A 20,608-nucleotide genomic window follows, 5' to 3' on the forward strand; every position below is an offset into this window, starting at 1 on the left:
GACGATCACAGGACGTCGACCGCCTCGGCGTGCCGCACGCCCAGCTGGTCGGCGGCCTGGCCCAGCACGTCCTGGACGACGAGCGTGTCGGCCAGCGGCATCACGGCGCTCTCGGTCCGCCCGGCGCGCAGGCACTCGGTCACCTCGAGCAGCTCGTGCGCGTACCCGGCACCGGTCTGCGGCCGGGTGATCTCCTCCGGCTCGGCACCCGCGCGGTGCAGCACGATGGTCTGCGGGTGGTGGAAGCGGGGCACGACGTCGATCCAGCCCGTCGTCCCCACCACGCGCGCAGTCCCCGGCAGGGCGTACTTCAGCGACGTGGTGAGCGCGGCGTTGCGGCCGTCGTCCCAGCCGAGCATGATCGCCGCCTCCGCGTCGGCGCCGGAGGGGAACAGCGAGCCGGTGGCGACGACGCGGTCGGGCGTGCCCAGCAGCATCTGGGCGAAGGAGACGACGTAGACGCCGAGGTCGAGCAGCGCGCCGCCGCCGAGCTCCAGGGCGAACAGCCGGTCGACCGGGTCGTACTCGCGCGCGACGCCCAGGTCGGCCTGCACCGAGCGCACCTCGCCGATCGCCCCGTCGGCCACCAGCTCGTTGAGCGCGACGACGGCCGGCTGGAAGCGGGTCCACATCGCCTCCATGACGAAGGTGCCCGTCCCGCGGGCCAGGTCGACGACCTCGGTGGCCCCGGCGGTGGTGGCGGTGAACGCCTTCTCCACGAGCAGCGCCTTCCCCGCGCGCAGGGCGCCCAGCGCGATCGCGTGGTGCTGCGGGTGCGGGGTGGCGAGGTAGAGGACGTCGACGTCGGGGTCGGCGAGGATCTCGGCGTAGGAGCCGTAGGCGCGCTCCAGGCCGTGCCGCGCGGCGAACCCGTCGGCCCGCTCCTGCGACCGGGAGGCGACGGCGACCGCGCGGGCGCCCTCCACCACCGCGAAGTCCTCCACCACCTTCTCGGCGATGCGGCCCGGCCCGACGATTCCCCAGCGGATCTCGTTGCTCACCCGACAGACGCTAGCCGGGCCGGGCACACTGCTTCCTCGTGGCCGTGCTCATCGACAGCCCCGTGTGGCCCTGGCGGGGCCGGATGTGGTCGCACCTGGTCAGCGACGTCTCCTACGACGAGCTGCACGCGTTCGTCGCCGCCGAGCTGGGCATCCCGCGGCGCGCGTTCCAGGGTGACCACTACGACGTGCCTGCGGACCTCTACGACGCCGCCGTCGCCGCGGGCGCGCTGCCGGTGGGTTGCCGCGAGCTGCTCAGCCGTCTCCTGGCGGCGGGTCTGCGGCAGCGGAAGCGCGGGACCGCAGGAGCGTGAGCTCGGCGGTCAGGTTGGCGCGGGCGAGGGGTTCCCACTCCGCGGCGGCGGGGAGCCGGTAGAGGCGGGGCAGGCCGAGCAGCCGCTCCAGGACGGCGATCCGCCCGGCGGTGAACTCCTCGTCGGAGAGGTGCCCGTACTCGGCCCGCACCGCCGAGGCGTACCCCGCGTACGCGGCCGGGGGAGCGGCGAGCACGGCGAGGTCGGCGTCGCACAGGGCCGCGCCGTTGGCGTCCCCGGGTTCCGGGTCGTGCCCGGCCGTGAGCAGGACCAGCCGGGCCACCTCCTCGACCCGTTCCTCGGGCACCAGCCCCCGCAGCCCGGCGCGGGCGCGCTCGGCGCTGACCTGCTCGTTGTCCGGGCGCAGCGGGTCGTAGACGACGTCGTGGTACCAGGCGGCCAGGGCGACGGCGTCGGGGTCGGGGACGTCGGCGGAGAGCCGCTCGGCCAACCCGAGGACGGCGGCCAGGTGGGCGAGGTCGTGGTAGCGGCGGTGCGGCTCGCTCCAGGCGGCGACGAGCGCCGCCCACTCGGTGCGGGAGGTGGGGGAGTCCCCGGCGAGCGCCGCCCAGGCCTCGAACCCGACCGGGCCGCTCACCGGACCCCGCAGCTGCGCAGCGCCAGCAGGGCGAAGGCGCGGGCGGCGGTGACGAGTTCGGCGACGGGTACCCGCTCCTGCGGCCCATGGGCCAGGTGCAGGTCGCCGGGCCCGTAGTGCAGGGTCGGGATGCCCTCGGCCGCGTAGAGCCGCAGGTCGGTGCCCGCGGGGAGCGCCCGCTCGGGCGGGGGCGGCCCACCGGCGTCCACCACGGCCGCACGCACCGCCGGCAGCAGCGGGTGCCCGGCCGGCAGCTGACCGCTGGCGAACGCCCCTCCGGTCCACGTCAGCCGCACCGGGTGCGTGGCCAGCCAGGGGTGGGCGGCGCAGACCTCGGCGAGGCGGGTCTCCAGGGCCGCCCGCGCGGACTCCACCGGCTCGCCGATCCGCACGCCGTAGCGGCCCTCGGCGACCAGCCGGTCGGGCACCGAGCTCGCCCAGTCGCCGGCCTGCACCCGGCCGAGGGAGATGCCGTAGGGGAACCGGGCGTCGCCGAAGCGCGGATCGGCGTCCCGCTGCCGCTCGGCCTCGAATGCGAGCAGCGCGGCGTGCACGTGCGCGAACAGCTCCACCGCACTCACCCCGCGGTCGCGCATGGCGGCGTGCGCGGCGTGCCCGGTGATCTCCAGCCGGAAGGTGAGCGCCCCGGCGTGCGCCGTCACCACGGCCTGCGCCGTGGGTTCGGGGATGACGCACAGCTCGCCGGTGTGGCCGCGCCGCAGGGTGGCCCACGCGCCGAGACCGCCGTCCTCCTCGCCCACCACACCGTGCAGGGCGAGCGGCCGGGCCAGGCGCACCCCCGCCGTCCGCAGGGCGTGCACGGCGGCCAGGCAGGCGGCGACGCCGGCCTTCATGTCGCAGGCCCCGCGCCCGTGCACCGCGCCGTCGGCGAACCGGGGGACGAACGGGTCGCCGCCCCACAGCCCGAGGTCGCCGGGCGGGACGACGTCGGTGTGGCCGGAGAGCACCAGCGCCGGGGTGCCGTCGCCGCCGAGCGTGCCGACGACGCCCCAGGCCTCGGTGCGCACCACCTCCTGCCCGGGGGCGCCGGGGGCGGTCGCGGCCTCGGCGAGGTCGATCGGCCAGCGGTCGACGTCGCAGCCGAGCTCGTCGAGCCAGCCGGCGAGCAGGTGCTGGACCTCGCTCTCGGCGGCCGTGCCGCCGACGGACGGGACGGCGATCAGCGCGCAGAGCCGCTCCACCGCCCACCGCTCGTCGACGGCGGCGAGGACACGGGCCTCGACGTCGGTCAGGTCGGCCACGGTCGGAGTCTGGCACGCGGGTGCCGGGCGGTGCGGGGCAGCGGCGATAGCGTGACCGCCGTGAGCCAACCCCCGCCGCCGCCCGGCTGGTACCCCGATCCCGCCGGCGGCCAGGGCACCCGCTGGTGGGACGGCCAGGGCTGGTCCGAGCACGTCCAGCAGGCCACGCCGTCGCCTCCGCCGCAGCAGCCACCGGGAGCAGGCCCCTCGCTGTACGACCAGCCGGTCCTGCTGGTGAACCAGAAGACCAAGCTGATCGAGCTCACCAACGAGTACGCCGTCCTCGACGGCAATGGTCAGCAGATCGGCGCCGTCGTGCAGGTGGGGCAGAGCTCGCTGAAGAAGGCGGTGCGGCTGGTCTCCAGCCTCGACCAGTTCCTCACCCACCGGCTGGAGGTGCGCGACGCGCGCGGGCCGGTGCTGGTGCTCACCCGACCGGCGAAGCTCATGCGCTCGCGGGTGGTCGTGGAGCGGCCCGACGGGACGCCTGTCGGCGAGATCGTGCAGGCCAACGTCTTCGGCCGGATCCGCTTCGACCTGGTGGCCGGCGGGCAGCTCGTGGGCGCGATCCAGGCGGAGAACTGGCGCGCCTGGGACTTCGCCGTCACCGACGCCGCCGGCGTCGAGGTCGCGCGGATCACGAAGAAGTGGGAAGGGCTGGCCCGGACCATGTTCACCACGGCCGACCGCTACGTCGTCCTGGTGCACTACCGGTTGCCCGAGCCGCTGGCCAGCATGGTCATCGCCTCGGCGCTCACCGTCGACACGGCGCTGAAGCAGGACGAGCGCGGCTTCAACTGAAAAATGCCGCCGGGCGGGTGTCGCGCCGGGGAGCGCGGGTAGCCTCGAAGACGTCCGGGCCGGGTGCATCGTGCCCCCGGGTGCCATTTGGTTACGCCTTCACGGACTACCGCCCCGACCTCGGTCGGGGGCCTGGAGCCGTGTTGTGCTTTTCGCCGCGAGGCGGCCGTCATCCGGTCCGGACCTCATCCCCGATCGGCCCCACCTCAGGGTGGGGCCGATCGTCGTGAGGGGGCCTCAGCCCCGCCCGGCGCCGTGGGACTGCCCGGCCGACCGATGCCGCGCAGCACCCCTCAGCACGACCGTTCCTCCCGTCAGCACGGACGAGGAAGGGACGGCCATGACCATGCACTACCCGAACCCAGGCCTGGACGCGGAACTCGCCTACCGCCGGGAGGTGCTCCAGGCGCTCAGCCGTGGCGCCCGCACCGGGCGCGGTCCGTGGATGCGCCGCCGGCGGCGTTCGCGCTGAGCGCAGCCGGTCGGAGCGGATCCGGGGGAGTCCTGTCGTCCCCGCGTGCCACGATGCCAGCCGTGTCACGCTGGGACGACGCCCCGCTGGTGGGCCGGGCCGAGGAGCTCGCCCGCCTGCTCGCGCACGTCGAACGGGCCGTCGCCGGCCGGGCGTGCGCAGCGCTGCTCGCCGGCGACGCCGGCGTGGGCAAGACCCGGCTGCTCGACGAGCTGGGCCGGCGGGCGGCCGAGCGCGGGCTGCGGGTGCTCACCGGGCACTGCGTCGACCTCGGCGACGTCGGCCTGCCCTACCTGCCGTTCGTCGACCTGCTGCGCCCGCTCGCGGCCGACCCGGAGCTCGCCCCCGCGACCCGGCACAACCCGGTCCTCACCGGCCTCGTCTCGGGTCGGCCGGGCGCCGCGGTGCCGGTGCCGCCGCCCGGCGAGGGGCAGGACCTCGGCCGCCCGCTGCCGCACCGGGCCGCGCCCCAGCCGGTCGACGACGGGCGGCTGCAGCTGTTCGAGTCGGTCGCCGGGCTGCTGTGCGAGGTCGCCGCCACCGGCCCGCTGCTCCTCGTGCTCGAGGACGTGCACTGGGCCGACCGCTCCAGCCGCGACCTGCTGCGCTACCTGCTGGCCCGGCTGGTCGAGGAGCCGATCGCCGTCGTCGTCTCCTACCGCGCCGACGACCTGCACCGCCGCCACCCGCTGCGCCCCCTGCTCGCCGAGCTGGTGCGGCTGCCCGGTGTGGAGCGCATCGACCTGGCGCCGCTCCCGGACGGCGCGGTGGGGGAGCTGGTGCGCACGCTCGCGGGGGCGACCGGCGGTATCGCGGAGAGCACCGTGGACGACGTCGTCGCCCGGGCCGAGGGCAACGCCTTCTACGCCGAGGAGCTGCTCGCCGCGGGCCTGCAGGGCGAGGCGCTGCCGCTGGCGCTGGCCGACGTGCTGCTGGCCCGGGTCGAGCAGCGCTCCCCGGCGGCGCAGCGGGTCCTGCGGGTGGCCGCGGTCGCCGGGCGCCATGTGCGCCACGAACTGGTCGCCGCGATCGGCGAGCTGGCGCCCGACGAGCTCGACCGGGCGCTCGCCGAGGTCGTGCACCACCACCTCCTCGTCGTCTCCGACGACGGCCGCTACCGCTTCCGGCACGCGCTGCTGCGCGAGGCCGTGCTGGCCGACCTCCTGCCGGGGGAGCGGGTGCGGCTGCACGCGGCGATCGCCGGCTACCTGGGCGCCCACCCCGACGCCGGCACCGCCGCCGAGCGCGCCCACCACGCGCGGGAGAGCAACGACCTGCCGGGTGCGTTCAGCGCCTCGCTGGAGGCCGCCGTCGCCGCCTGCTGCGTGGGCGCCCCGGCCGAGCAGCTGCAGCACCTGGAGGCGGCGCTCGCCCTGTGGCCGGCGGTCGCCGACGCGGCGGCGCGGGCCGGCCGCGACCAGGTGGCGCTGCTGGTGGAGACGGCCGCCGCCGCCCGCACCGCGGGCGAGCTGCACCGCGCGGTAGCGCTGCTCCGCGCGGCGCTGGAACTGGTGGGGCCGGACGGCGACCCGGTGACGCGGGCCCGCCTGCACTACACGCTCGCGCAGGCGCTGGTCCGGCTCGACGACCACACCGGCGGGCACCGCGAGAGCAGCGCCGCCATGGCCCTGGTGCCGGCCGACCCGCCGTCGGAGGTGCGCACCTGGGCGGCGGCCACGCATGCGCGGATGTGCTTCGCCCTGAACCTGCTCGCCGAGGGCGACGCGGCCGCGGAGGAGGCGCTCGCGGCGGCCGACGTCCTGGGGCTGGACGGTGCGTGGTCGGACACCGCCGTCTCGCAGGTGCGCTCCCGCCCGGCCGCGGACGTCGAGGCGGTGCGGCGTCGCCTGGGCGAGGCGCTGGAGCGTGCCCGGCGCTCCGGTGACGTGGACGTGGAGATGCGGGCCTGGTTCAACCTCGCCATCGACCGGTTCGAGGCCGGCGACGTGGCGGGCTCGCTGGCGCTGACCGAGCAGGCGACCGAGCGGGCCCGGGGGCTGGGCGTCGAGTGGGCCACCTACCCGGCCGGGCTGCGGCACCTGCGGGTGACGGCGCTGTACACGGCGGGGGAGTGGGACGCCAGCCTGGCCGAGGCCGACCTGCTCGCCCGGGTGCCGGAGATGGCGGCGCACGTGCGTGCCGCCGCGCTGCTCGTGCTGGTCGGCCGGGGCGACCCGGCGGCGCGGGACCGGCTGGCGTGGGCACGGTCGCTGGTCGAGCGGTCGAACACCCACTTCCTGCTCTCGCTGGTCACGGGGGCAGCCGAGATCGACCTGGCCGGCTGGGCGGGCGACCCGGAGACCGCCGTCGCCGTCGCCGTGGCCACCAGCGCCCGGCTGCGGCAGGTGTGGCCGTTCGACCACCTCGGGGTGCTGCGGCTGGTCGCCACCGCGCTGGGTGCGGCCGCCGACGCGGCCTGCGCGGCCCGCCTGGCGGGGGATCACGCCACCGCCGACGGCTGGGGGCGCCGCGGTGAGGAGCTGGTGGGGATCGCCCGCTCGGCGGTCGAGGTGTTCGAGCGCTCGGTGGGCGGGATGGGCGTCGAGGGCCTGGCCTGGCAGGCGCGGGCGGACGCCGAGCAGGCGCGGTTGGCGGGGAAGGCCGCGCCGGAGCTGTGGCAGGCGGCGGTCGAGGCGTTCGGCTACGGGCACGTGTACGAGCAGGCGAGGTCGCGGTGGCGGCTGGCCGAGGCGCTGCTGGCCGACGACGACCGGGCCGGGGCCGCCGTCGAGGCGCGCGCCGCGCACGAGGTCGCCGTCCGGCTGGGTGCCGCGCCGCTGCGCACGGCGGTCGAGGCGCTGGTCCGGCGGGGCCGGCTCGACGTCCCCGGCGTCCGGCTGGTGGACGTCTCCACGGTGCTCACCCCGCGGGAGCAGTCGGTGCTCGAGCTGCTGGCGAAGGGGCGCACCAACCGGCAGATCGGCGCGGAGCTCTACATCAGCGAGAAGACCGCGAGCGTGCACGTCAGCAACATCCTGGCCAAGCTCGGCGCGGGCGGCCGCACCGAGGCGGTCGCGATCGCAGCGGCCCGCGGTCTCCTGGTCGACGGGTGATGTTCCACGTCACCTCGTCGCGGAACCGGGCGTCGATCCAGGCCCACGGCCTGGACTGGCGGCGGATGGGCGATACCCCGGGGATCGCGGGCAGCCCGGTGCCGGAGCAGGAGGCTGCTTCCTCGCCCCCGACGAGTGGACGGCGGACTACTTCGTCGCCATGAACAACACCGGCGGTCCGGTCGACGTCTGGGCCGTGGAGGACGTCGACCCGGCGGACCTGCTGACCTCGGGGGAGGGATACGAGTACTTCCCAGGCGTGATCCCGCCGGAGCGGCTGCGTCTGGTGCGCACGGACGTGCCCCCGGTCGAGAGCTGAGCGGTCCGCGTCAGAGCATCGTGCGCAGGCGCTCGCGGCGGGCGCGGAGCACGTCGACCGACGCCGACGCCGACGGCGGGCCGGGCACCTGCTGGCGCAGCTGGGTGTGCACCACTGCCTGCGGCTGCGAGGTCCGTGCGGCGACGCGGTTGACCAGCTTGTTGATCTCCCGGCGCAGCTCGGCGGCGTCGCGCCACGAGCGGCCGGCGTCGTCCTCGTCCGGGTGGTCCTCGACGACCATGAAGTCGTCGGCGTCGTTCCGGTGGCTCGCCGCGATCCGCAGCCGCAGCTCGTCGTCCCGCTTGGCCAGCAGCGACGCCGTCTGCTCGGGGGTGAGCAGCCCGGGGATGCCGAGGAAGTCCTCCTCCTCGGGGGCGACGACGGTCGCCGGGCCCCCCGCACCGGTGTGCGCCGTCCCACCGTGCAGGACGTGGGCGAAGCGGGCGTCGGCCTCGAGCGCCTCCCACTGCTTCATCTCGCCCTCGCGCGGCTCCCGCGGCGGCAGGTCGAGCGCCTCGAGCTCCTCCTCCGGCTGGCTCCGGGGCGGCGGCATGACGTGGTTGCGCTGCTCCTCCATGGAGGCGGCCAGCGACAGCAGCGGGCGGACGGCGGGGAGGAAGACGGTCGCCGACTCGTGCGGCGAGCGGGAGCGGACGACGCGGCCGACGGCCTGGGCGAAGAACAGCGGCGTCCGGTAGGAGGTCATCCACGCGAGGACGGCGGCGCGCGGGACGTCGACGCCCTCGGAGATCATCCGCACGCAGACGGCGATCCGTGCGGTCCCGGTGGCGAACTTCTCGATCTTCTTCGACGCCTTCGGGTCGTCGGACAGGATCAGCTCCGGCGCCTTGCCGGTCACGCGGCGCACGATCTTGGCGTAGTCGCGGGCGTCGTCCTGGTCGCTGGCGAGGATCAGCCCGGCGGCGTCGGGCATGCCGCCTTCCTCCCGGAGGTGCGTGATCCGGTCGTCCATGGCGGCGATGACGTGCGGCACCCACTGGCCCTTGGGGTCCAGCGCGGTGCGCCAGGCCTGCATCTCCACCGACTTGGTGCCGGCCTCGGAGAGGGAAGCGGCCACGACCTCGCCCGCGGAGTTCCGCCAGCGCGAGGTGCCGGTGTAGGCGGCGAAGACGACGGGGCGGACGACGTTGTCGGCCAGCGCCTCCTTGTACCCGTAGGTGTAGTCGGCGCGGCTGACCAGCCCGCCGGCCTCACCCTCGAAGGTGTCCTCCTCGTAGCGGACGAAGGGGATGCGCTCGTCGGGCTTGGTGCGGAACGGCGTCCCGGTCAGGCATAGCCGGCGCGCGGCCATGCCGTACGCCTCCTCGACCGCCTCGCCCCAGGAGAGGCCGTCACCGGCGTGGTGCACCTCGTCGAGGATGACCAGCGACTTCACCGCGGTCGCGCGGGCGGCGTGCAGCATCGGCTTGCCCGCGACCTGGGCGTAGGTGGTGACGTAGCCCTGGGTGCCGGCGCGCACCGGGCCGACGGCGTTGGTCAGGTTCGGGTCGAGGACGATGCCCATCGCGTCGGCGGCCTCGGCCCACTGCAGGCGCAGGTGGTCGGTGGGGGCGACGACGACGACGCGGGCGACCTCGCGCCGGGACAGCAGCCGCGCCGCCAGGGTCAGGGCGAAGGTCGTCTTGCCGGCGCCCGGCGTAGCGGTGACGAGGAAGTCCTTGGGGGAGGCCTCCTCGTACTGGCTGAGGGCGGCCTGCTGCCATGCCCGGAGCGGTCGGCTGGTCGTCTGCGGGGCCCGGGCCGCCGCTGCTGCTGCAGTCGCCATGTCGGGGCCCATTCTGATCGGCGGCGGGGCAACACGCCCAACGGGGTCCTCCCGCGCGCCACCGCCGCCGCGACGTATGGGAAAGCCCGGACGAGTCGCTGACCAGCGCGTTTCACGTCCGGCGTCACGACGGTATGGCGCGGATCACCGGCGTGCCGGACCGACTCGTCACGTCACGCCGGTCCCGCCCGACGCAGGGGTCAGGGCAGCCCCGCGAGGACCTTGTCGAGCGTGACCGGGAGGTCCCGCACCCGCACGCCGGTCGCCGCGTGCACGGCGTTGACGACCGCCGCCGCCGCTCCGGTGATACCGATCTCACCGATCCCCTTGGCGCCCATCACGTTGACGTAGGGGTCGTGCTCGTCGAGCCACACCGCCTCGATCTCGCCGACGTCGGCGTTGACGGTGATGTGGTACTCGGCCAGGTCGTGGTTGGCCACCTGCCCGATCCGGGAGTCCCAGACGCTGTTCTCGTGCAGCGCCATCGACAGCCCCATCGTCATCCCGCCGATGAGCTGCGAGCGGGCGGTGGTCGGGTTGATCACCCGGCCGACGCCGAAGACGCCGAGCATGCGCGGCACCCGGATCTCGCCGGTGTCGACGTCCACCCGCGCCTCCACGAACTGGGCGCCGAACGCGTAGGGGGCGTGCGCGTCGTCCTTGGCGGCCTGGTCGACGTCGCCGGAGACCTCGTCGCCGTCCGCCGGCGCCCCGCCGAACTTGTCGCGGAACGTGCGCGCGGCCACCACGAGCGCCGAGCCCCAGGTGTTCGTCCCCGAGGAACCCCCGGCCACCGACGCGACCGGGTAGCGGGTGTCGCCGATCCGCACCTCGACATCGGCGACGTCCACCCCGAGGGCGTCGGCGGTGATCTGCGGCAGGATCGTCCAGGCCCCGGTCCCGAGATCGGCGGCGCCGATCTCGGCGATGTAGCGGCCGCCCTCGAAGCGCAGGTTCGCCGTCGAGGTGGCCTGGCGCATCGTCGGGTAGACCGAGGACGCGACCCCGTGCCCGACGAGCCAGTTCCCCTCCCGCCGTCCGCGCGGGCGGTCGGCCCAGCCGAACCGCTCGGCTCCCTCGCGCAGGCAGCGCACCAGGCTGCGGCTCGACCAGGGCTTGCCCGTCTCCGGGTCGACCTCCGGCTCGTTGAGGATCCGCAGCTCGATCGGGTCGATGCCCAGCTCCTCGGCCAGCTCGTCCATGGCGACCTCGGGGCCGAACATGCCGGGGCACTCGCCCGGAGCGCGGAACCACGAGGGCACCGGGACGTCGAGGGCGGCCAGCCGGTGGGTGGAGCGCCGGTTCGGGGCGGCGTACATCATCCGCGTGGGGACGCCGGTCTGCTCCGCGAACTCCTTGATCCGCGAGGTCTGCTCGACGACGTCGATCGCGATCGCCTGCAGCCGGCCGCGCCGGTCGGCGGCCAGCTGCATCTGCTGGATCGTCGGCGTGCGGTAACCGGCCAGGAAGAACATCTGCTGCCGGGTGAGCGCGAGCTTCACCGGCCGGCCGGGCAGCGCGCGGGCGGCCATCGTCGCGAGCATGACGTTGGCGTGCGGCTGCCCCTTGGAGCCGAACCCGCCGCCCACGTAGGGGCAGACCACCCGCACCTGCTCCTGCTCCAGGCCGAACACCTCGCAGACCGCGGCGCGGTCGGGGTGCACGCCCTGGGTGGAGTCCCACAGGGTCAGGAACTGCGCCTCGGCGTCCCACAGCGCCGTCGTCGCGTGCGGTTCGAGCGGGTTGTTGTGGTACATCGCCGTGGAGTAGGTGCGCTCCAGCGTCACCTCCGCGGTGGCCATCGCCGCGGCGACGTCGCCCTCCGCGGTGTCGGTCTGGTGGCCGGCGTTGACCTTCTCCGGCTTGTAGAGGTCGTCCCGGTCGACGGCGAGCTCGGCGTCGTGCGGCTGCTCGTCGTAGGTCACGCGGATCGCGTCGGCGGCCTGTCGGGCGACCTCGGAGGTCTCCGCGACCACCACCCCGATCGGCTGCCCGCGGAAGGCCACCTCGTCGCTCTGCAGGACGGCGTACTCGGCGTCCTCGGTGCTCGCCAGCCGCTCGGCGTCGAACGGGGTGAGGATCCGCAGCACCCCGTCGAGGGCCGCGGCCGCCGTGGTGTCCATGGCGGTCACGCGGCCGCGGGCGACGGTCGCCTGCACCGGGTGGCAGTAGGCGGGGTTCTCCACCGGCGTCTCGACGGCGTAGGTCGCGGTGCCCCGCACCTTGGCCTCGCCGTCGCGCCGGACCAGCCCCTGCCCGATCGCGCGCGGCTCCAGCAGGTCGGTCATGACTGCTCCTCGGTCAGCGTGCGCAGGGTGGCGGCGACGGTGCGGGTGACGAGCGGGATCTTGAAGCCGTTGCCGCCCTCGACGCCGGGCTGCGGCTGGGCGGCCGCGAGTTCGGCGTCCATCGCGGCCCGGACGGCGTCGTCGGTGAGCGGCTGCCCGCGCAGGATCTCCTCGGCGCGGGGCGCCCGCCACGGCTTGTGCGCCACTCCGCCGAGCGCGATGCGGACGTCGCCGTCGTGCACCACGGCCGCGACGCTCACGAGCGCGAAGGCGTACGAGGCCCGGTCGCGCACCTTCCGGTAGGCGCTCCGCGTCCCCGCCGACAGCGGCGGCAGGTCGATCGCGGTGATCAGCTCGCCGTGCTCCAGCACCGTGTCCCGCGACGGGTCGTCGCCGGGGAGCCGGTGCAGGTCCGTGAACGGGATGGTGCGGACGCCGGCCGGGCCGAGGGTGTGCACCCGCGCGTCGAGCGCGGCGAGCGCGACGGCCATGTCGGAGGGGTGGGTGGCGATGCAGGTCTCGGGTGCGGTCGGATCCGGCAGCGCACCCGGCGTCCCGAGGATCGCGTGGTAGCGCACGTAGCCGCCGACGGCGGAGCACCCGGAGCCGGGCTCGCGCTTGTTGCAGGGCGTCGTGACGTCCTGGAAGTACGGGCAGCGGGTGCGCTGCAGCGGGTTGCCCCCGGTGGTCGCCATGTTCCGCAGCTGCCCGGTGGCACCGGCCAGCAGGGCCTGGGCGAGCACCGGGTAGCGCTCCCGGACCCGGCGGTCGGCGGCGACCTCGCTGTTGGTGCTGGCGGCGCCGAGGCGCAGCCCGCCGTCGTCGAGGTCGGTGATCTCGCGGGAGGTCAGGGTGCGGACGTCGACGACCAGGTCGGGCCGGGCGACGCCGAGGCGCAGGTGGTCGACCAGGTTGGTGCCGCCGGCGAGGAAGACGGCGTTCGGCTCGGCGGCGACGTCGCGGACCGCCTCGGCGACGTCGCCGGGCTTGGCGAAGGTGAACGACTTCACCGGCCCGCCGCCTCTTGCACGGCGGGCGTGATGTTGACGTAGGCGGCGCAGCGGCAGAGGTTGCCGCTCATCCGCTCGGCGACCTCGTCGTGCGTCATCTCCGGCTCGCTGGTGAGGTCCTCGGTGACGTGGCTGGGCCAGCCGCGTTCGAACTCGTCGATCACCCCGACCGCCGAGCAGACCTGCCCCGGCGTGCAGTAGCCGCACTGGAAGGCGTCCCGCTCGAGGAAGGCCCGCTGCACCGGGTGTAGCTCGCCGTCGCGGGCCAGCCCGTCGGCGGTGGTGATCTCCGCGCCGTCGTGCGCGACCGCGAGCGCGAGGCAGGAGAGCGCCCGCTGCCCGTCGAGCAGGATCGTGCAGGCCCCGCACTGTCCGTGGTCGCAGCCCTTCTTCGGGCTGGTGTTGCCCAGCCGCTCGCGCAGCGCGTCGAGCAGGGAGGTGCGGGTGTCGACGGTCAGCCGGTGGGTCTCGCCGTCGACCCGCAGCGTGATGTCCGCGTCCATGGCCCGCCGGTGCCCCCGCCGGTCGGCGTGGCAAACCCGGTGCAGATGACAACCGGGTGTCCTGCCGGGCTGCTGCACGCTCGAGAGCGGGTCCTGTGGCTCGAGGTGCGCGGCGGCATGAGGCTCGAGGCCTTCTACGGCCGGTGCTCATGGGTCTGGCCCTGGTCGCGACCCGGTCCTGACGCAGGAGCGGTCGCGCGGAATTGTCGGTGGTCGAACATACGTTCGAAGCATGTCAGACGCCGGGACGACGACCAGTGCCCCACCGGGTGCGCCTGCGGTCGGCTGGGCGACCGGGCCGCTCGGCGCGGTGCAGGCCGCCGACCGGGAGATCGCCCGGCAGACCGCGCTGCGCGCCCGGGCGGTGGCCGAGTTCGCGGCGGCCCGTCCGGCGTCCGTGGACCGGCAACCGGGCGAGCCGGGCGCCATGAGCGCCGATCGCCGGGCCTCCAGGCCGGAGGTGCTCGCCGGCGTCAGCGAGTGGGCCACCCAGGAACTCGCCGTCGCCCTGTCCCGCACTTCGCAGTCGGCCGAAGCGCTGCTCACCCGGTCCTTGACGCTCGTGCACCGGCTGCCCGGGACGCTGCAGGCCCTCGAATCGGGCGCACTGCACGACGGGCACCTGTGGCCGATGCTCGGCACCGTCGCGCCGATCGCGGACCCGAAGGTCCGCACCGAGGTGGAGGCCGAACTGCTCGCCTGGGTCGGCCGGCGGACCACCACCACCCCGGCGCAGCTGGGTGACAAGGCGCGGCGTGTGGTCCTCCGGCGCGATGCGCGCGACGCGGCCGGCCGGCTGGCCCGAGCGCTGCGCGACCGCGGCGTCTCCGTGCGGCCGGGCACCGCGGACGGGACGGCGGTGCTGAGCGCGCTGCTCACGGTGCCCGAGGCCCAGGCGCTGCTGGACGCCCTGGGTCGGTACGCCGACGCCCTCGACACCGGCCCCGATGACCAGCGCACCCGTGGGCAGAAGATGGCCGACTGCCTGCTCGACCTCGTCCTGCGGCCCGGGGAGCACGAGATGCCGCCGGTGACCGCGCAGCTGACCGTGGTCGCCGGGGTGCGCACGCTGCTGGGCGGCGATGAGCCGGGCGAGATCTCCGGGCAGGTGGTCCCGGCGGAGATGGTGCGGGCGCTCGCCCGTGCCCTGGGGCTGCTCCCCGACGCCGCTGCGGAGGAAGCCGCACCGGTCGTTGCTCCGTCCGTCGCGCCACCCACCCCGGCACGCGCCGCCTGGCCCACGGAGGAGGAGGCCTTCGCCGACTGGTGGGCAGCCTCCGAGGCGCTCGTCCTCGCTGAGTGGGGCGGTGCGGAGGAGCCGCCGGAGGCGGAGATGGAACGCTACTGGGCCGAGCAGGCCCGCTTCCACCGCATGCCCTCACCGGTGGACATGGGCGTGTTCGACCCGCCGCGGGCCGGTGCGGCACCGCCCCTCGACGCATGGTGGTCCGACGAACCCGCGCCCGGCGACGGCGCGCGCGCTCGCCCCACCTCACCGGCCGACGACGGTCCCGGATCCGAGGTCCATCCTCAGCCTGCCGTCGGCACATGGGCGGCGGCCGATCGTGCCGTCGATGTCGCAGGCGTGGCGCTGCTCGACCTGGAGTGCGCCGTCGGGCGGGCGCAGCGTGCGGTCGCGGCCGCGCGGCTCGCCGACGCGGACGACGAGGAGGCGTGGCAGGCCGGCCCCGAGGGCCGGGCGTCCGAGGCACCCGATGCGATCACCGCGTTGACCGCGGCGGCCCAGCAGCAGCGCGTGGCCCTGGCCGGCCTGCTGCACCGCACCGGCGGCGGAGGCCTGGCCGACCGGCCGCGCATCGCCGTGGTGGACGAGCTCACCGGTGCCCTGCTGGCGCTCACCGATGCGCCGGAGCTCCGCCGGCTGGCCGTTTGCGGGGACGCCGCCTGCCGCCGCGAGCCGGCCGGGTGCGATCACGACCTGACCGGTCGGCCCGGGCTCGGCCCACCGTCACCCACCGACGGCTACCGGCCGGGCACCGCGCTCGACCGCTACCTTCGCGCCCGCGACCGGCGCTGCCGCTTCCCCGGCTGCCGCCGGCCCGTTCCACGCGGCGGCGAGCTCGACCACGACCGCCCGTACCCCGACGGACCCACCGCGGCGACCAACCTCGTCGGTTACTGCACGTCGCACCACCGCGGCAAGCACCAGGCCCCCGGGTGGCAGCACGAGCTCGCACCGGACGGCACCCTGACAGTCACCACACCGAGCGGCCTGGTGGCGGCTACCTCGCCTCCGCCGTACTGAGGCGGTGGCTCAGTCGGCCGGCTCGTCCACCCAGTCGGGCCCGTTGACCTCGCCTGGGCCGGCCAGGTCGCCGGCGTCGACGATCGTGTACGCGTAGCCCTGCTCGGCGAGGAAGCGCTGCCGGTGCGCGGCGTACTCGCTGTCGAGGGTGTCGCGGCTGACCACCGTGTAGAAGTGCGCCTGCCGGCCATCGGCCTTGGGCCGCAGCACCCGCCCGAGCCGCTGCGCCTCCTCCTGGCGGGACCCGAACGTCCCCGACACCTGCACCGCGACCGCGGCCTCGGGCAGGTCGATGGAGAAGTTGGCGACCTTGGAGACGACCAGCGTCTTGATCTCACCGGACCGGAACGCGTCGAACAGCCGCTCGCGCTCCTTGTTCGTCGTCGACCCCTGGATGACCGGGGCGTCGAGGGCCTCGCCCAGCGCCTCGAGCTGGTCGAGATAAGCGCCGATGACGAGCTTCTGCTCGTCGGGGTGCCGCTCCAGCACCCGGCGGATCACCGGCAGCTTCGACTTCGCCGTGGCGGCGATCCGGTAGCGCTCCTCCGGTTCGGCGACGGCGTAGGTCATCCGCTCCTCGTCGTCGAGCGCCACCCGCACCTCGACGCACTCGGCCGGCGCGATGTAGCCCTGCTGCTCGATGTCCTTCCACGGCGCGTCGTAGCGCTTCGGCCCGATGAGCGAGAAGACGTCGTCCTCCCGCCCGTCCTCGCGCACCAGCGTGGCCGTGAGACCCAGCCGACGGCGGGACTGCAGGTCAGCGGTCAGCCGGAAGATCGGCGCGGGCAGCAGGTGCACCTCGTCGTAGACGATCAGGCCCCAGTCCTGCGCGTCGAACAGGTCCAGGTGCCGGTACTCGCCCTTCCGGCGGGTGGTGATCACCTGGTAGGTCGCGATCGTGACCGGGCGGATCTCCTTGCGCTCGCCGGAGTACTCGCCGATCTCCTCCTCGGTCAGCGTGGTGCGGGCGATGAGCTCGCGCTTCCACTGCCGCCCGGAGACGGTGTTGGTCACCAGGATCAGCGTGGTCGCCTTGGCCTCGGCCATCGCCGCGGCGCCGACCAGCGTCTTGCCGGCCCCGCAGGGCAGGACGACGACGCCCGAGCCGCCGGCCCAGAAGCCGTCGACGGCCTCCTGCTGGTAGTCGCGCAGCTGCCAGTCCTCCTGGTCCAGGAAGATCGGGTGCGCCTGGCCGTCCACGTAGCCGGCGAGGTCCTCGGCCGGCCAGCCCACCTTGAGCAGCGCCTGCTTCAGCCGCCCGCGCTCCGAGGGGTGGACGACGACGGAGTCCGCGTCGATGCGGGCGCCCAGCATCGGGGCGACCTTCTTCGACCGGATGACCTCCTCCAGCACCGCGCGGTCCGTGCTGGACAGCACCAGCCCGTGCACCGGGTGGTTCTGCAGCGTCAGCCGGCCGAACCGATCCATGGTGTCCGCGATGTCGACCAGCAGCGCGTGCGGCACCGGGTAGCGCGAGTAGCGCACCAGCGCGTCCACGACCTGCTCGGCGTCGTGGCCGGCGGCGCGCGCGTTCCACAGCGCCAGCGGCGTCACCCGGTAGGTGTGCACGTGCTCGGGGGAGCGCTCCAGCTCGGCGAACGGCGCAATCGCCGCCCGGCAGTCGCGGGCCAGCGGGTGGTCGACCTCGAGCAGCAGGGTCTTGTCCGACTGGACGATGAGCGGACCGTCGTTCACGCGGGGGAGTCCTTCGATCGGGGGCGGCGGCGCGGCGGGCGCACCGGACTGACCACGGTAACGCCGGGGGACGACACGGCCTTCCCCCGCACGACGGCCCGGCTCCGGCGCAGCCGCCGGGGGTTAGGTTGCCGGGATGCGGGCGAGGAGCTGGTTCGCCGCCGCAACGGCGCTGTACGCCGCGGTCTGGGTGTGGGCGTGGACGCGGCTGCCCGCCCGGGTGCCCGTCCACTTCGGCCCCGGCGGCGAGCCGGACACCTGGGCCGGCCGGCCCGCGGCCCTGGTCGGCGCGGCGGTGCTCGGGCTGGCCATGGCGGCGGTCTTCGCCGGCTGCGCCCGGTTCGTCCGCCGGTGCCGCCCCGAGCTGGTCAACGTGCCGAACCCGGGGTACTGGAAGCGGGCGGAGAACCTCGACCGGCTGCGCGGGATGATCACGACGGACCTGTGGCTGATCGGCGCCTGGACGTTCCTGCTCCTCACCGGGGTGCAGTGGCTCGTCGTCCGCGCCGCCACGGCCGACGACCCCGGCCTCGGTCCGTGGCCGCTGGTGCTGGTCGGCGGCTACCTGGTGGGGCTCGCGGCCCACCTGGGCTGGATGTTCACCCGCCGCTACGCCGTGCCACCGGAGCCGTGACGGCCAGCTCGACCCGGACGCGGTCCCCGGCGTCGAGCCGCTCCGCCGCCCGCACCGACCTCTTGACCGGGAGCAGGTAGCTGCCGCTGCCGGCGTCGGGGAACAGCGACGTCTGCCACGAGGTGCTGCCCACCGTGGCGGTGACACGCACGGAGCCGAACGCGCTGCGGCCCGTGGCACCGGCCTCGCGCACCTTGTCGGCCACCTCCGGCGGCAGGGTGAGGAAGTGCCAGCCCGCCGGCCCGTCGTGCACCCAGAGCTCGGCGGTGAACGTCTCGGTCACGGCGGCACGGTAGGCCGCGGCACCGACGGTTCGCCGTGCCGGAGACCGCGCGCCTCAGCCGGCCGCGTCGCCCTCCACCAGCGCCACCGAGGTGATCCGGTGGACGGCGAAGGTGCGGCTCTCCCCGCGGCGTTCGTCGTAGCCCTGCAGGAACCCCCCGGCCAGCGACACCGGCTGGACCACGCGCTGGCTGCCGCTGCCCTGGGCGTCCACGTAGCCCAGCCACACCGGCACGCCCTCCCGCACGGCCCGCGACAGCAGCTCCAGCGTCGACGCCGTCGTCACGCCCGGCACCTGCCGCACCGCCTCCCCCCGGCGGGCGGCCAGCGCGGCGTCGCCGGCCCGGATCTCCCGCACCGTGGCGTCCAGGTCGGTGCCGCTGAGCGGGCGTGGCGCGGCCGGTGGCTCGGTGCCGCGGCGGCCCACTGCGCGCGGCCGGGCCGGCGGCCGGGTGAGCACCGCCCCGCCCGGGTGCTCGCCGGCCGGGGCGTACCCGGCCTCCCGCAGCACGGTGAGCACCTCGTCGGCGCCCAGCCCGCTCACCAGCACGCCCGGGGCCAGGCGGCGCAGCTCGGCCCCGGCGGTGCGCCGGTCGCTGAGCACCTGGGACAGCAGCCCGTGGTCGTCCGAGCGCACGTAGGACTCGATCGAGCCGACCCGCAGCCGCCCGTGCTGCCGCGCCACGTCGTCGACCAGGTAGTCCAGCGCCTGGGGCACGGGGGTGCGGGACGCCCGGGCGAAGAAGTCGTGCAGGTCCGACGCCGACCAGCCGGCGTCCAGCGCCCGCCGCACGCTGCCCTCCGACACCCGGAACACCGTGGCGCCGCCGGAGGACTCGACGTCGGCGACGACGGCCAGCGTGTCGGCCAGCTCGGCGACCAGCGGTCCCGGCGCGATCAGCGACAGGTCCGGCTGGGCGAGGACGTGGTCGACCGGCTCGGGCAGCAGCCCCCGCATGCCGTCGGCTGCGCCGTCCTCGCCGGCCGCCAGCAGACCGCGGCCACCGGTGGAGAGCACCCCGCCCACGAGCACCCCGAGCCGCGCGGCCTCGGCGAGCATGTCGGGCACCGGCGCCAGCCGGTCCGCCCGGCGCGGGGTGCGCCAGCGCAGCAGCGCGGTGAGGTCGTCGGGCGCCAGCCCCGAACCCGGCGGCTGCTCGGCGAGCACGGCCAGCGCCGACCGGCGGATCGCCGGCGCGGTGTGCCGCACCAGGTCGGGGGAGAGCGGGTTGGCGGCCTTGCCGGCCAGGTCGCGCACCCCCACCAGCGAGGGCAGCCGGACGCCGCCGAGCCAGCCGGCCGCGAGCACCGCCCAGCGGTCGGCGAGGTCCTGCTCCCGCCACACGTCGTAGGCCCGCGTGGGCAGCCACTCGTCCCGGTGCGGCCCACCCACGTCGAGCAGCCCGCCGGCGTGCGCCAGCTCCAGCAGCCAGGCGGCGTCGGGCTCGGCGACCTTCAGCGTCTTCGCCAGCCGCTTCTGGTCGCGCACACCGACCCCGCCGCTGCGCAGCAGCCCGGCCGGCTCCTCCTCCAGGAGCGCGAGCAGCTCCCTGACGCGCCCGACCGACTCCAGCGCGGCACCGGCGGCCTGCCGGTCCGCCACCTGCGGGTCCCGCGTGACGACGGCGGGCTCCGGGCGACGGCGCGGCGGGCCGTACGGCCGGTCGCCGCGCAGCAGCAGGCCGATCTCGCGGGGCAGCTCGACGTTCAGCGCGTCGATGCGGGCGAGCAGTCCGCGCTGCAGCAGCCGCCGGGCCGGTGACGCGCCGCCGTTCGGCGAATCGGGCAGGTGGCCGACCGGCCGGTCGCCGGCCAGCCGCTCCAGGACGGCGCGTTCGTCCGGGGCGAGCTCGGCGAGCGCGGCGGGGAGGTCGGCGGGCAGCTGCAGGCGCAGGTCCACCGCGCGGCGACCCAGGCCGGCGGGGTGCCGGACGGCACGGCGCACCGGGTCGGGGGCGTGCAGCACGTCGTCGCCCCAGAGCAGCGCCCGCGCGGTGAGCGCCTCGATCGCGCCGGCGATCACGTCCTCGCCGACCTCGGGCAGCTCCCCGAACAGCGCGTCGGGCGCCAGGCCGTCGGTGGGCGCGAGCAGCACCACGTCCAGCACCTGCAGGGTCGCGGCGTCCAGCTCGTCCAGCGCGCGGTCCACCGACACCGGGACGGCCAGCCGGCTGGCGAGCGCGACGACGTCGGACGGCGCGGGGCGGGCCACGTCGGGCCGGGCCGCCAGCAACGCGCGCAGCTGCTCGTCGCTGCGGGTGCGCAACCAGGCGGCGAGCGTCGCAGGAGCTTCCGTGGACATCCGGTCCACGCTACGTCGCCGC

At 75.6% G+C, this 20,608-nt stretch carries 17 protein-coding genes; 7 read left to right on the plus strand and 10 right to left on the minus strand.

The window, feature by feature from the left end:
* Window positions 1-5: 5 nt before the first annotated feature.
* The gene (locus ACI8AG_RS03070) at window positions 6-1,001 is read right to left on the minus strand and encodes a Gfo/Idh/MocA family protein (RefSeq protein ID WP_456595871.1); all 996 of its coding nucleotides are present in this window, start codon (window positions 999-1,001) and stop codon (window positions 6-8) included.
* A 38-nt stretch (window positions 1,002-1,039) separates the two neighbouring features.
* Between ACI8AG_RS03070 and ACI8AG_RS03075 the strand changes: the two genes are divergently transcribed.
* On the plus strand, window positions 1,040-1,315 hold the full coding sequence (locus ACI8AG_RS03075; protein ID WP_456588086.1) for a DUF4031 domain-containing protein: 276 nt from the start codon (window positions 1,040-1,042) through the stop codon (window positions 1,313-1,315).
* Here ACI8AG_RS03075 and ACI8AG_RS03080 read toward each other — a convergent pair.
* The gene (locus tag ACI8AG_RS03080) at window positions 1,257-1,913 is read right to left on the minus strand and encodes an HD domain-containing protein (RefSeq protein WP_456588085.1); all 657 of its coding nucleotides are present in this window, start codon (window positions 1,911-1,913) and stop codon (window positions 1,257-1,259) included. The two genes, ACI8AG_RS03075 and ACI8AG_RS03080, sit on opposite strands and share 59 nt — an antisense overlap.
* Window positions 1,910-3,175 carry an ArgE/DapE family deacylase gene (locus tag ACI8AG_RS03085; protein ID WP_456588084.1) on the minus strand — a complete coding sequence of 422 codons (1,266 nt, stop codon included), beginning with the start codon at window positions 3,173-3,175 and terminating at the stop codon, window positions 1,910-1,912. The genes ACI8AG_RS03080 and ACI8AG_RS03085 overlap by 4 nt, the downstream gene beginning before the upstream one ends.
* Before the next feature lie 60 nt (window positions 3,176-3,235).
* Between ACI8AG_RS03085 and ACI8AG_RS03090 the strand changes: the two genes are divergently transcribed.
* The 4 genes from ACI8AG_RS03090 (at window position 3,236) to ACI8AG_RS03105 (ending at window position 7,820) form a co-directional block, all read left to right on the plus strand.
* A complete protein-coding gene (locus ACI8AG_RS03090; RefSeq protein ID WP_456595872.1) occupies window positions 3,236-3,976 on the plus strand; it encodes a phospholipid scramblase-related protein in 741 nt (246 codons plus the stop codon).
* Between the two features lie 340 nt (window positions 3,977-4,316).
* Window positions 4,317-4,448, plus strand: a complete 132-nt coding sequence (locus ACI8AG_RS03095) for a hypothetical protein (protein ID WP_456588082.1) — start codon at window positions 4,317-4,319, stop codon at window positions 4,446-4,448.
* Between the two features lie 53 nt (window positions 4,449-4,501).
* A complete protein-coding gene (locus ACI8AG_RS03100; protein ID WP_456595873.1) occupies window positions 4,502-7,501 on the plus strand; it encodes a helix-turn-helix transcriptional regulator in 3,000 nt (999 codons plus the stop codon).
* Between the two features lie 160 nt (window positions 7,502-7,661).
* Window positions 7,662-7,820 carry a hypothetical protein gene (locus tag ACI8AG_RS03105; protein ID WP_456595874.1) on the plus strand — a complete coding sequence of 53 codons (159 nt, stop codon included), beginning with the start codon at window positions 7,662-7,664 and terminating at the stop codon, window positions 7,818-7,820.
* 10 nt (window positions 7,821-7,830) lie between these two features.
* On the opposite strand, the gene ACI8AG_RS03110 is transcribed toward ACI8AG_RS03105, so the two are convergent.
* From ACI8AG_RS03110 to ACI8AG_RS03125, 4 genes are all read right to left on the minus strand, one after another.
* The gene (locus ACI8AG_RS03110) at window positions 7,831-9,606 is read right to left on the minus strand and encodes a DEAD/DEAH box helicase (protein ID WP_456595875.1); all 1,776 of its coding nucleotides are present in this window, start codon (window positions 9,604-9,606) and stop codon (window positions 7,831-7,833) included.
* Window positions 9,607-9,806: 200 nt separating this feature from the next.
* Window positions 9,807-11,894 (minus strand): xanthine dehydrogenase family protein molybdopterin-binding subunit, encoded by a 2,088-nt coding sequence (locus ACI8AG_RS03115; protein ID WP_456595876.1) that lies wholly within the window; start codon window positions 11,892-11,894, stop codon window positions 9,807-9,809.
* Complete coding sequence (locus ACI8AG_RS03120) at window positions 11,891-12,904, minus strand: FAD binding domain-containing protein (RefSeq protein WP_456595877.1); 1,014 nt, start codon at window positions 12,902-12,904, stop codon at window positions 11,891-11,893. The genes ACI8AG_RS03115 and ACI8AG_RS03120 overlap by 4 nt, the downstream gene beginning before the upstream one ends.
* Complete coding sequence (locus ACI8AG_RS03125) at window positions 12,901-13,407, minus strand: 2Fe-2S iron-sulfur cluster-binding protein (protein WP_456595878.1); 507 nt, start codon at window positions 13,405-13,407, stop codon at window positions 12,901-12,903. Before ACI8AG_RS03125 ends, ACI8AG_RS03120 begins: the two co-directional genes overlap by 4 nt.
* A gap of 232 nt (window positions 13,408-13,639) precedes the next feature.
* On the opposite strand from ACI8AG_RS03125, the gene ACI8AG_RS03130 reads away from it, so the two are divergent.
* Window positions 13,640-15,673, plus strand: a complete 2,034-nt coding sequence (locus ACI8AG_RS03130; protein WP_456595879.1) for a DUF222 domain-containing protein — start codon at window positions 13,640-13,642, stop codon at window positions 15,671-15,673.
* Between the two features lie 9 nt (window positions 15,674-15,682).
* Here the strand turns inward: ACI8AG_RS03130 and ACI8AG_RS03135 are convergent, their stop codons facing one another.
* The gene (locus ACI8AG_RS03135; protein WP_456595880.1) at window positions 15,683-17,368 is read right to left on the minus strand and encodes a DNA repair helicase XPB; all 1,686 of its coding nucleotides are present in this window, start codon (window positions 17,366-17,368) and stop codon (window positions 15,683-15,685) included.
* A gap of 136 nt (window positions 17,369-17,504) precedes the next feature.
* Between ACI8AG_RS03135 and ACI8AG_RS03140 the strand changes: the two genes are divergently transcribed.
* On the plus strand, window positions 17,505-18,002 hold the full coding sequence (locus ACI8AG_RS03140) for a DUF1648 domain-containing protein (protein WP_456595881.1): 498 nt from the start codon (window positions 17,505-17,507) through the stop codon (window positions 18,000-18,002).
* On the opposite strand, the gene ACI8AG_RS03145 is transcribed toward ACI8AG_RS03140, so the two are convergent.
* On the minus strand, window positions 17,968-18,285 hold the full coding sequence (locus tag ACI8AG_RS03145; protein ID WP_456595882.1) for a DUF1905 domain-containing protein: 318 nt from the start codon (window positions 18,283-18,285) through the stop codon (window positions 17,968-17,970). The two genes, ACI8AG_RS03140 and ACI8AG_RS03145, sit on opposite strands and share 35 nt — an antisense overlap.
* A 54-nt stretch (window positions 18,286-18,339) precedes the next feature.
* Window positions 18,340-20,586 (minus strand): helicase-associated domain-containing protein, encoded by a 2,247-nt coding sequence (locus ACI8AG_RS03150; RefSeq protein ID WP_456595883.1) that lies wholly within the window; start codon window positions 20,584-20,586, stop codon window positions 18,340-18,342.
* Window positions 20,587-20,608 lie beyond the last annotated feature (22 nt).

It is taken from the genome of Blastococcus sp. SYSU DS0552, from assembly GCF_054050815.1.

Coding starts and splice junctions, on each gene's coding strand:
- ACI8AG_RS03095 (WP_456588082.1), top strand. CDS start 4,317: ATGACCATGCACTACCCGAACCCAGGCCTGGACGCGGAACTCGCCTAC.
- ACI8AG_RS03100 (WP_456595873.1), top strand. CDS start 4,502: ATGCCAGCCGTGTCACGCTGGGACGACGCCCCGCTGGTGGGCCGGGCC.
- ACI8AG_RS03105 (WP_456595874.1), top strand. CDS start 7,662: ATGAACAACACCGGCGGTCCGGTCGACGTCTGGGCCGTGGAGGACGTC.
- ACI8AG_RS03110 (WP_456595875.1), bottom strand. CDS start 9,606: ATGGCGACTGCAGCAGCAGCGGCGGCCCGGGCCCCGCAGACGACCAGC.
- ACI8AG_RS03115 (WP_456595876.1), bottom strand. CDS start 11,894: ATGACCGACCTGCTGGAGCCGCGCGCGATCGGGCAGGGGCTGGTCCGG.
- ACI8AG_RS03125 (WP_456595878.1), bottom strand. CDS start 13,407: ATGGACGCGGACATCACGCTGCGGGTCGACGGCGAGACCCACCGGCTG.
- ACI8AG_RS03130 (WP_456595879.1), top strand. CDS start 13,640: ATGTCAGACGCCGGGACGACGACCAGTGCCCCACCGGGTGCGCCTGCG.
- ACI8AG_RS03140 (WP_456595881.1), top strand. CDS start 17,505: ATGCGGGCGAGGAGCTGGTTCGCCGCCGCAACGGCGCTGTACGCCGCG.
- ACI8AG_RS03150 (WP_456595883.1), bottom strand. CDS start 20,586: ATGTCCACGGAAGCTCCTGCGACGCTCGCCGCCTGGTTGCGCACCCGC.